The sequence below is a fragment of the Protofrankia sp. CiP1_Cm_nod3 genome (assembly GCF_982290655.1).
Genome location: NZ_CEVIVD010000067.1, coordinates 17,502 through 18,216 on the forward strand (window position 1 = coordinate 17,502; position 715 = coordinate 18,216).

1 pseudogene is annotated in these 715 nt (G+C 74.8%); it reads left to right on the top strand.

Annotated features, from left to right (window positions below):
* Positions 1–566 (top strand): annotated as a pseudogene (locus tag AC5LUJ_RS14270) (glycosyltransferase family 39 protein); the annotation flags it as partial.
* Positions 567–715 lie beyond the last annotated feature (149 nt).

Genomic DNA, 715 nt, shown 5'->3' on the forward strand with positions numbered 1-715 from the left:
CTGACCGGTACACCGCCACCGCGTTCGTCCCGTTCCTGCTGGTGATCGGCCTCGGGGCGACCGTCCTCGTCGACAGCCGGCTGTTCCGGGGTGTCGTCCTGGCGTGCGCGTTGCTCGGGCTCGTCGGCGGCTACACCGACATCTCCCGCGCCCGCACCCAGGCCGAGCAGGCCGCGGGCGTGCTCGAGCGCCTCGGGCGGCCCGGTGATGTGCTGCTGGTCTGCCCGGACCAGCTCGGCCCGGGCCTGGCCCGCACGGTCCCGCCGTGGATGCGGGTGTACGTCGTCCCGACCTACGCCCCACCCGACCGGGTCAACTGGACCGACTACGAGGACCGCAACACCACCGCCAACGGGGTGGCCGTCGCGGACCGGGCGCTGGCGGAGGCGGGCCCCGGCAACACCGTCTTCCTGGCCGGGTCGGGCGCGTACCGCACCTACGAGACCCTGTGCACCCAGGTGCGCGGACGTCTCGAGGCGCGGCGCCCGCGCGTCGACCAGGTCATGGAACAGGGCCAGTCAGCCAGGGTCTGGGAGAACTTCGCCCTGCTGCGCTTCCAGCCGTGACCGCCGGGACGCGCTGGTGGATCCTCGGTCGGACGGGACGGCGGCCGCTGCCCGTATGACGGTGGCCGCCCACCGCGTGCGCACGCGTCGCGCGCGTGCCGCGTCCCGACAGGACGGCGCCGTCCTGCCGGGACGTCCGCCCGCGCAGA